At 45.9% G+C, this 6,686-nt stretch carries 9 protein-coding genes and 1 pseudogene; 1 reads left to right on the top strand and 9 read right to left on the bottom strand.

All coding sequences use genetic code 11. The annotated features are described in order from the left end of the window. Positions 1-17 precede the first annotated feature (17 nt). From RMY63_RS27885 to RMY63_RS27870, 4 genes are all read right to left on the bottom strand, one after another. Positions 18-1,169, bottom strand: coding sequence for an FAD-dependent oxidoreductase (locus RMY63_RS27885; protein WP_322731807.1), 1,152 nt, complete (start codon positions 1,167-1,169; stop codon positions 18-20). Positions 1,170-1,192: 23 nt separating this feature from the next. Continuing rightward, positions 1,193-1,549 (bottom strand): hypothetical protein, encoded by a 357-nt coding sequence (locus RMY63_RS27880; RefSeq protein WP_322731806.1) that lies wholly within the window; start codon positions 1,547-1,549, stop codon positions 1,193-1,195. Positions 1,550-1,565: 16 nt separating this feature from the next. Next, on the bottom strand, positions 1,566-1,745 hold the full coding sequence (locus RMY63_RS27875; protein ID WP_322731805.1) for a hypothetical protein: 180 nt from the start codon (positions 1,743-1,745) through the stop codon (positions 1,566-1,568). 107 nt (positions 1,746-1,852) lie between these two features. Then, positions 1,853-2,827: a phthiocerol/phthiodiolone dimycocerosyl transferase family protein gene (locus tag RMY63_RS27870; protein WP_322731804.1), complete on the bottom strand. Its 975-nt coding sequence runs from the start codon at positions 2,825-2,827 to the stop codon at positions 1,853-1,855. 100 nt (positions 2,828-2,927) lie between these two features. Here RMY63_RS27870 and RMY63_RS27865 point away from each other — a divergent pair, with 100 nt between their 5' ends. Further along, positions 2,928-3,107, top strand: a complete 180-nt coding sequence (locus RMY63_RS27865) for a transposase family protein (RefSeq protein WP_322731803.1) — start codon at positions 2,928-2,930, stop codon at positions 3,105-3,107. Between the two features lie 101 nt (positions 3,108-3,208). Here RMY63_RS27865 and RMY63_RS27860 read toward each other — a convergent pair. The 5 genes and pseudogenes from RMY63_RS27860 to RMY63_RS27840 form a co-directional block, all read right to left on the bottom strand. After that, positions 3,209-3,698, bottom strand: a pseudogene (locus RMY63_RS27860) (ISKra4 family transposase); the annotation flags it as partial. Continuing rightward, positions 3,697-3,915: a Tn7 transposase TnsA N-terminal domain-containing protein gene (locus tag RMY63_RS27855; RefSeq protein ID WP_322731808.1), complete on the bottom strand. Its 219-nt coding sequence runs from the start codon at positions 3,913-3,915 to the stop codon at positions 3,697-3,699. The pseudogene RMY63_RS27860 and the gene RMY63_RS27855, both read right to left, overlap by 2 nt. A gap of 665 nt (positions 3,916-4,580) precedes the next feature. Then, the gene (locus RMY63_RS27850) at positions 4,581-4,913 is read right to left on the bottom strand and encodes a hypothetical protein (protein ID WP_322731802.1); all 333 of its coding nucleotides are present in this window, start codon (positions 4,911-4,913) and stop codon (positions 4,581-4,583) included. A gap of 28 nt (positions 4,914-4,941) precedes the next feature. After that, entirely contained in the window at positions 4,942-5,283 is a 342-nt protein-coding gene (locus RMY63_RS27845) for an anti-sigma factor antagonist (RefSeq protein ID WP_322731801.1), read from the bottom strand. A 21-nt stretch (positions 5,284-5,304) separates the two neighbouring features. Then, positions 5,305-6,657: an ATP-binding cassette domain-containing protein gene (locus RMY63_RS27840; RefSeq protein ID WP_322731800.1), complete on the bottom strand. Its 1,353-nt coding sequence runs from the start codon at positions 6,655-6,657 to the stop codon at positions 5,305-5,307. Positions 6,658-6,686 lie beyond the last annotated feature (29 nt).

Raw genomic sequence — 6,686 nt, 5'->3', positions numbered from 1 at the left:
TGTTTTTGCGATCGCTCCTAATTATACTTTGTCGAGAGTGATAAAAGAGGGTTAACCAGCAGATGATCCTGACGCAGCGCAAAAGCAGTCTCAGAGGTACCTACGCAACTCGCGGCTCCATGAAAGTTAATGAGTCCGATGATCGAAAATGGGCAAGAAAATGGCAGTCCCTGCTCGATCAGCACCTCGATAGCCTCGGTCTGAAGACCATTAAGCGACTGGGTTTGAGTGTAGTAGTGGCGACCTTTCGGGGCGATCTCTGCTCGATGAATCAGAGCATTATAGGTGACGGGTTGCACCTGATCAACCAGCAGTGTGCCAAATGTCCGCAGAGGAGCGATCGCCTGCTCACCGGCTTCAAGTGCACCACAATATGTCGGTGAGAGCAACAAAACCGTCTGACCCTCTGGCGTTTGGATGAACCCAAATTGAATCGTCAATTCATCGGGTGCTGTGGCGATGAACTCATTGAACTGGCAAAACACTGCTCTGGCTTGCTCCAGAGGATAGAGCAACATACCCGATAGCACTGTTGTCAGGGGATGCAGGCGAAACTCCAGGGAAACGACAACGCCAAAGTTGCCGCCGCCGCCGCGCAGTCCCCAAAACAGGTCTGCATGTTCCTCAGCATTCGCGTTGACAAGCTGTCCATCAGCAGTGACGACCTGTGCGGACAGCAGATTATCAGCACCCAGTCCATAAGCCCCTGTCAGAGGACTGTAGCTTCCTCCCAGGGTAAATCCAGACATCCCAAGGGAGGCGGTTCCTGTAGTGGTCGCCAACCCATATTTCTCTGCTGCCTCAATCAGGTCGCCTGCTGTTGCTCCACCTTGAACATGGGCTGTGCGCTTGTCTGGATCAATGGTGACAGCTTTCATCTGGGACAAATCGATCGTGATACCATTCTGAGCCAGCGCTCGTCCGGCAAAGTCGTGTCCTCCCCCTCGAACCGAGAGTGGCAGACCGTGTGCCCGCGTCCAGCGAACGGTATGAATGACATCTTCCACAGTTAAACAACGAGCGATCGCGGCGGGTCGGGTTTTCACTCTGCCATTCCAGAGTTGGCGCACTTGTTCATAACCAGCGTCCTCATGCAGAACAAGCTGCCCTGTGAGCAGTGCTGCAAGCTCGTTGAACAAAGTCCTGTTCTGACTAGGCGTAATTGTCATCGTTTCTCCTTATCGCTGATTTATCAAAGTCGCGGCACCCCGAAGCCAGGGTAGTGTGGCAAAAGTTCCGCCGTTTCTTCTGGGGTCAGCATCTTGACTCCGTACTTGGCAGCCAGCGCGATAACTTCGTTAAGCTTCTCTTCGAGACGCTGCGCGAACGCTAACGCGGCAGTAGGATCAGAGTCCGCGTAAGTGGTTGCGTTTGCCGGGATTTCCATGCTGGGCGGTGGCTCGGCTCCCGGTACCGTCCGCACCTCTAGAAGAAAGGAGCGGTTTCCGGTCTCGGCAGACGTTGCGAGAAAAGTCAACAGACCGCCCATATAAGATCGGGTCGTTTCCGGGACTGCGCTACGAACGAAAAAATCTGCTGTTTGGTTCATGACTTAATCTCCAATATTAATGTGACTGTCGCAATGGCGTACCCGCCCGCCATAGGCGATCGCAATTGGGTTTGTAGCAACTCCAATCTGTGTGGTACAAGTCTTTGGCAGTTGTATATTGCTCTATTTGCGATACTGTCTGGGTGGAATTGTCTTTGTTCTTTCTATCTAAATCGTAATGACTTCCATTGCCCAACTTCTTTCAGATTCTTACAATGATTTGTCAAATTCTTATGGTGAAGCGCGAATTTGTGACTAATGAAATGCAAAAGATTGTAACTTCAGAATGTTACGTTATGTGCACTAAGCAACTTCGGATGCAACTTCCTGTACTACTGCAAGTTCTAAAAGCTTCACTCCTGCCGATAAAAAGGCAGTTGCAGCCCGATCGCTCTGGGCCCGATCCACATCAATCAGTGGTGTAGATGAAAGCGTGAGGGCGAGGCGATCGCCCAAGGTCGCAACTCCCACAATTTGCCCTAGATCCACACCTGACGCGGGAATAGGGACATGGAGTGCTTCAATCCGAATATTGCCGTATTGTTGAGCCATATCGATGCGACCGAGATTTGTGACGGTCAGTTGACAGAGATATTGCGATCGCACTTCTTCAACAAAGGCGGCGGCATCGGTGAGATTCGCCATCATGGGTTGTCGAAGTTGGCGCTCCTCGACTAACTGCTGGGCAGTGTCGATTTGTGAGAGTTGAGATTTGACCGATCGGGCAACGTCCCAAAATGTGGAATCCGCCTCAAGGGAATGAGTCGTCATCCGCAAACAAACATACAGCCCAACTGCATCTGGCATCGGTAAAGATAGCTGCGATCGTGCATTGACAGGATGTGAACATTGCATCACATCGCTGAGTTTAACGTCTTGCTGAGTCAGCGCGAGCAAGAACGCCGCACTGATTGCACCGTGTACGGTTGTGTGTTCGGCTCGACTGCGTTGGATCAGTTGCTGGGTGAGTTCGGGAGAGAGGACAACGGTGTGAATGTGAGGTTGGGGAGGACGAGACGGGGGTGGTAGATAGTCTTTGGGCTTAGCGGTTGCTTCTTTTGAGGGTGCGATGCCAGGAATGGCTGATTCGAGCGATAATGCCGCAGAAAAGTCTGATCGCTCAAATATTTTGCCTCCTAACCCTTGGAGAATATCTCGCATCAGATAAACGCCAGATAGCCCATCTGCGATCGCATGATGGCAAATAATCATCAGTTCGGATTCAGCCCCCGATTGCAGCAGCACAACTCGCAGTAAAGGTGCAACCTGCCAATCCAATAGACCTCTTGCAAAAGTCCCACATACGTGGGACAAGTAGGTTAGAGTTGGGTAGCATCTATGACCTACTTTCCAGGTAAAGAGCCTGAAGCCAGAAGACTTGAAACGCTTGTGTGGTGTACGTCCAGATACTTTTAGCAAAATGGTAGAGGTAGTGCGATCGCTTCATCGAACAAAACAGAAAACAGGACGACCGGGTAAATTCAGCTTAGAAGACCAATTGTTGATGACATTAGAATACTGGAGAGAGTACCGTACGGGAGCATGTCAACTTTGCTAGAACACATGAACTATTGAAGAGTGGCAGAATCAATGAAAATAGAGGAAGAAATCAATTCGGGAGCATGTCAACTTTGTTAGAACAAACGAACTAAACAGGTTCTAAAGCTGGTCATTAAGATAAGCGCAGCGATGCTTGAGAACTTGAGGGACATTATATTCATCCCATTGCGCTCCAGAAATTTTTAATCGTCGATCTATCTGTTTGATAGTAGACTCGACAGCACCAGAACCAATCGAACAAATACCTTCGGCTTGATAATACTCATAATTGACAATTCGATGCCGATGAGTTTCCAAATACTGGCAGAAATTTTGAGCTTTTTTAGCTTGAAGTGGAGAGATGAGAGCGAGAGTTTCATCAACTTTTCCAAGACAGAAGAAAAGTTTCCGCAGCTTTGAGTCGCTTGAGAGAACCACCTACTTTATGTAGATTTTCAACGAGATCAAACCAATCTAAAATCTCCCGTCTTTCTCTAGGACAATTAAATTGGCGAATTCTTTTCCAAATTCCTGGATGTCCATCACCTAAACAGGTTAATGGATCTGCCAAATGTTGTTGATTTACCCAATCGATTAAAGCTTCATTTTCACACTGCTGTTTTTTGATAACGCCCAGGATATTTTTGTGCTAATTTCTCTAGTTCCTTAACTGTTTTCCACTCCTCCCAGCAAGCACCATCATGACGTAATACAAAAAAGTCAGGGGTATGATAGTGACCTATATTACGCCCTGCTTGATTTTTATACTGGATTTTGAATGGTGGTGGCTGGTCGTAGAACTCTAAAACTTGTGGGTCGTGTTCCATCAGGTAAATCGCCCACAATTCCACTGTATGGCTCTCGAATTGAATTGTGACCCCCATTTTTGAACTAGGGTACACGCCACAAACGTTCTTGCTTCGTCCTTGTACCCGACGTGAGGGTGGTGATTTCCTTATCTGTGTAATCAAATCAATGGTGTGGGTTGCTAGTTGCTGTTGTCTACACCAATCTTCAAACTCTAATTCGTTCATTTGAGCCTCACCTGCGGGAGCGTGACCTATGTGATACAAGGACGGCTTTGTTGCTTCACTACAGTCTCCTAAAAATACTTATCAACGCGAATTGAATCATATTTTAGTTACTTTGAACCATATTCTGTCATCCAAGTTGTACATAGGAGTGATTTTTAGAGATCAATATTCAAGGGCGAATTCATTTTCACACTACATTCCATCAACTTTTTTAGCTTTTCATGATGGCAGCTTATGGAGTGCTAATTTTATTTATTTTTTGACTTTTACCCCGATTCTGGCTACTCACTTGGCTCCTGGATATTAATTGTCTCAATTTTTACCCATATTCTTGATTTACTTACTGCTTTCTCTGTGTGCCACTTTTGCGTGCGGAATGTGGGTTTAACTGTCGGATGGCTTCAGCTACAGCAAGCGCAGCCGTCAGATCATTAGCCGTTTCAATGCCTTTTCCCGCCTTAGCTGTGTGGGCTTGACTGAAGTTGGCACACACCGGGGAGGCGTGGAGATAGTCGGGGCGGCGGGGAAAACCTATGAATACCGCGCTCTTCTTGAACTGTTAGCTGGACGACTCTACAGCCGTACTCGCTAAAGTTGCGGTGATGGGTTTTGGTGATCGCCTGACTTAATTCTGGTTTACTTGGGTCGAACTCGACTGCGATAGCTGGACGAATACCAGCTTGCACCATCCCCGCTTCTATGCCGCCGCCACCCGCCAAAAAAACTCGCTCAAAGTTTCCTTCCAAGAAACCAATCCACTGAGGAACAGGAGTTACAAAAGAACCATTCATTTTCAATATTCTCAGTACTACTTAATGCTTATCCGAGAAGTATTGAGAGCGAAGCGACATATTCATCGACTATAAGCACGTTTTGATCAAATCCAGTTTTTTTGAGTGTTTCTAATACCATTTCCTGCGGAGCAACTATGTAAATATCCGCAGCCGCATCTATTGTTTGTTTGGCAAAAATGAGTACTCGCAGACCCCCGCTGGCCATATATTCTAAGTCTTGCATCAACAACACGAGGTGTTTTGGATGCTCAGCTACTGCTTTCTCTACCTCTATCTTGAAAATCGGTGCAGTCATGGCATCCAATTCTCCAGACAAAGTGATTTTAGCGACATCATTGCTAATTTTTAGTGTGGCACTGAAAGCCATAATCTTTTCCTTATATCAATTCTACAACTGCAAATTCTGAATCACTCGGGATCGATATTGTTCCAGCACTGAAAGACTGCCTTCTAATATGACGCTTAGGGGTGTAGTTAGTTCGCAGAACTGACTTTCGTCATTAGCATCAAAGGAAGTATCTCCTAATTTATTGGTTAAAAGCACCACTGCAAACACTCGATTTGTGCTATTGAACATCGGTAAGCAAAGGATATTACGAGTATGATATCCAGTGACTTGATCGATTTCTCGATAGAACCGAGGATCGTTCTGAGCATCAGTTACATTCATACTTTCACCCTTTGTGGCAACATAACCAGTAATGCTACCATTCATCGGTAGGAAAATTTCTAATGCTTCTTCGTTTTTATTGGGGACAACCTTAGCCCAGAGCTGATTTTTTACCTCATCAACGACAAAGATCGTAGCTCGATCCGCAGCCATGATTTGGGCGATTTTCAAGGCTAAAGCCCTAATGACTTCCTCAATATTTGCTTCTAGCATTTGCTCACTGAGAATATCCATTGCTTGCAAAACTTGTTCAAATTCTTCTTTGAGCTTTTGAAGCAAACTCAAAAATTGAGGGATGGTTAATTCTTGGATCTTGCGGCTCAATTCCTCTTTCTTTGCTTTAACTAATGAGGTCGTTGTAATCTCAATGTCTAGAATTGCTTGCTTTGTAGGCGATGCTAAACGGCCATCTTCTAGATGAACAATCCGATCGGCAATATCTAAAATTCGGTTGTCATGGGTTACTAGCAAAATGGTACAATTTTGCTGCTTTGCCAGTTTTTGCATTAGTTCCACCACATCTCGACCACTGGCTTTGTCTAGCGCTGCTGTTGGTTCATCTGCCAAAATCAGTTGGGGTCGGTTTACCAAAGCCCGCGCGATCGCCACTCGTTGTTTTTGTCCGCCCGATAACTGGTGTGGATAAGAATGAATGTGCTTTTGCAGTCCCACTTGCTCTAATATTGCTTGCGATCGCTCTTGTGCTTCTTCCATTGCGATCGCATCATTCAGCACCAAAGACATTTGGACATTTTGGTTTGCGGTTAGGGAACCTAACAAATTATGAGCTTGGAAAATGAACCCTATCTGCTTACGGACATTTTCCAGTAACCGATTACTCACTCCGCTTAACTCCTGTCCTAGTACTTGAAGGCTATCTTCCTGAACAGAACGCAATCCCCCAATTAAAGTCAGCAGTGTTGTCTTCCCAGACCCGGAGGGGCCAGACATAATCACAATTTCTCCAGGATAAATCTTTAGAGAAATATCAAATAATATTTGTTTGCGTAATTGACCCTTTCCATAATAATGATTGATGTTTTGGATTTGAATAATTGGTTGGGTAGACATCAGTTTAAATCAACATCTATTCAAAATTT

This window comes from Nostoc sp. ChiQUE01b (assembly GCF_034531255.1).
Taxonomy (GTDB): domain Bacteria; phylum Cyanobacteriota; class Cyanobacteriia; order Cyanobacteriales; family Nostocaceae; genus Nostoc.
This window is presented reverse-complemented; position numbering and strand designations above follow the sequence as displayed.

Coding starts and splice junctions, on each gene's coding strand:
- RMY63_RS27885 (WP_322731807.1), bottom strand. CDS start 1,169: ATGACAATTACGCCTAGTCAGAACAGGACTTTGTTCAACGAGCTTGCA.
- RMY63_RS27880 (WP_322731806.1), bottom strand. CDS start 1,549: ATGAACCAAACAGCAGATTTTTTCGTTCGTAGCGCAGTCCCGGAAACG.
- RMY63_RS27855 (WP_322731808.1), bottom strand. CDS start 3,915: ATGGAACACGACCCACAAGTTTTAGAGTTCTACGACCAGCCACCACCA.
- RMY63_RS27850 (WP_322731802.1), bottom strand. CDS start 4,913: ATGAATGGTTCTTTTGTAACTCCTGTTCCTCAGTGGATTGGTTTCTTG.
- RMY63_RS27845 (WP_322731801.1), bottom strand. CDS start 5,283: ATGGCTTTCAGTGCCACACTAAAAATTAGCAATGATGTCGCTAAAATC.
- RMY63_RS27840 (WP_322731800.1), bottom strand. CDS start 6,657: ATGTCTACCCAACCAATTATTCAAATCCAAAACATCAATCATTATTAT.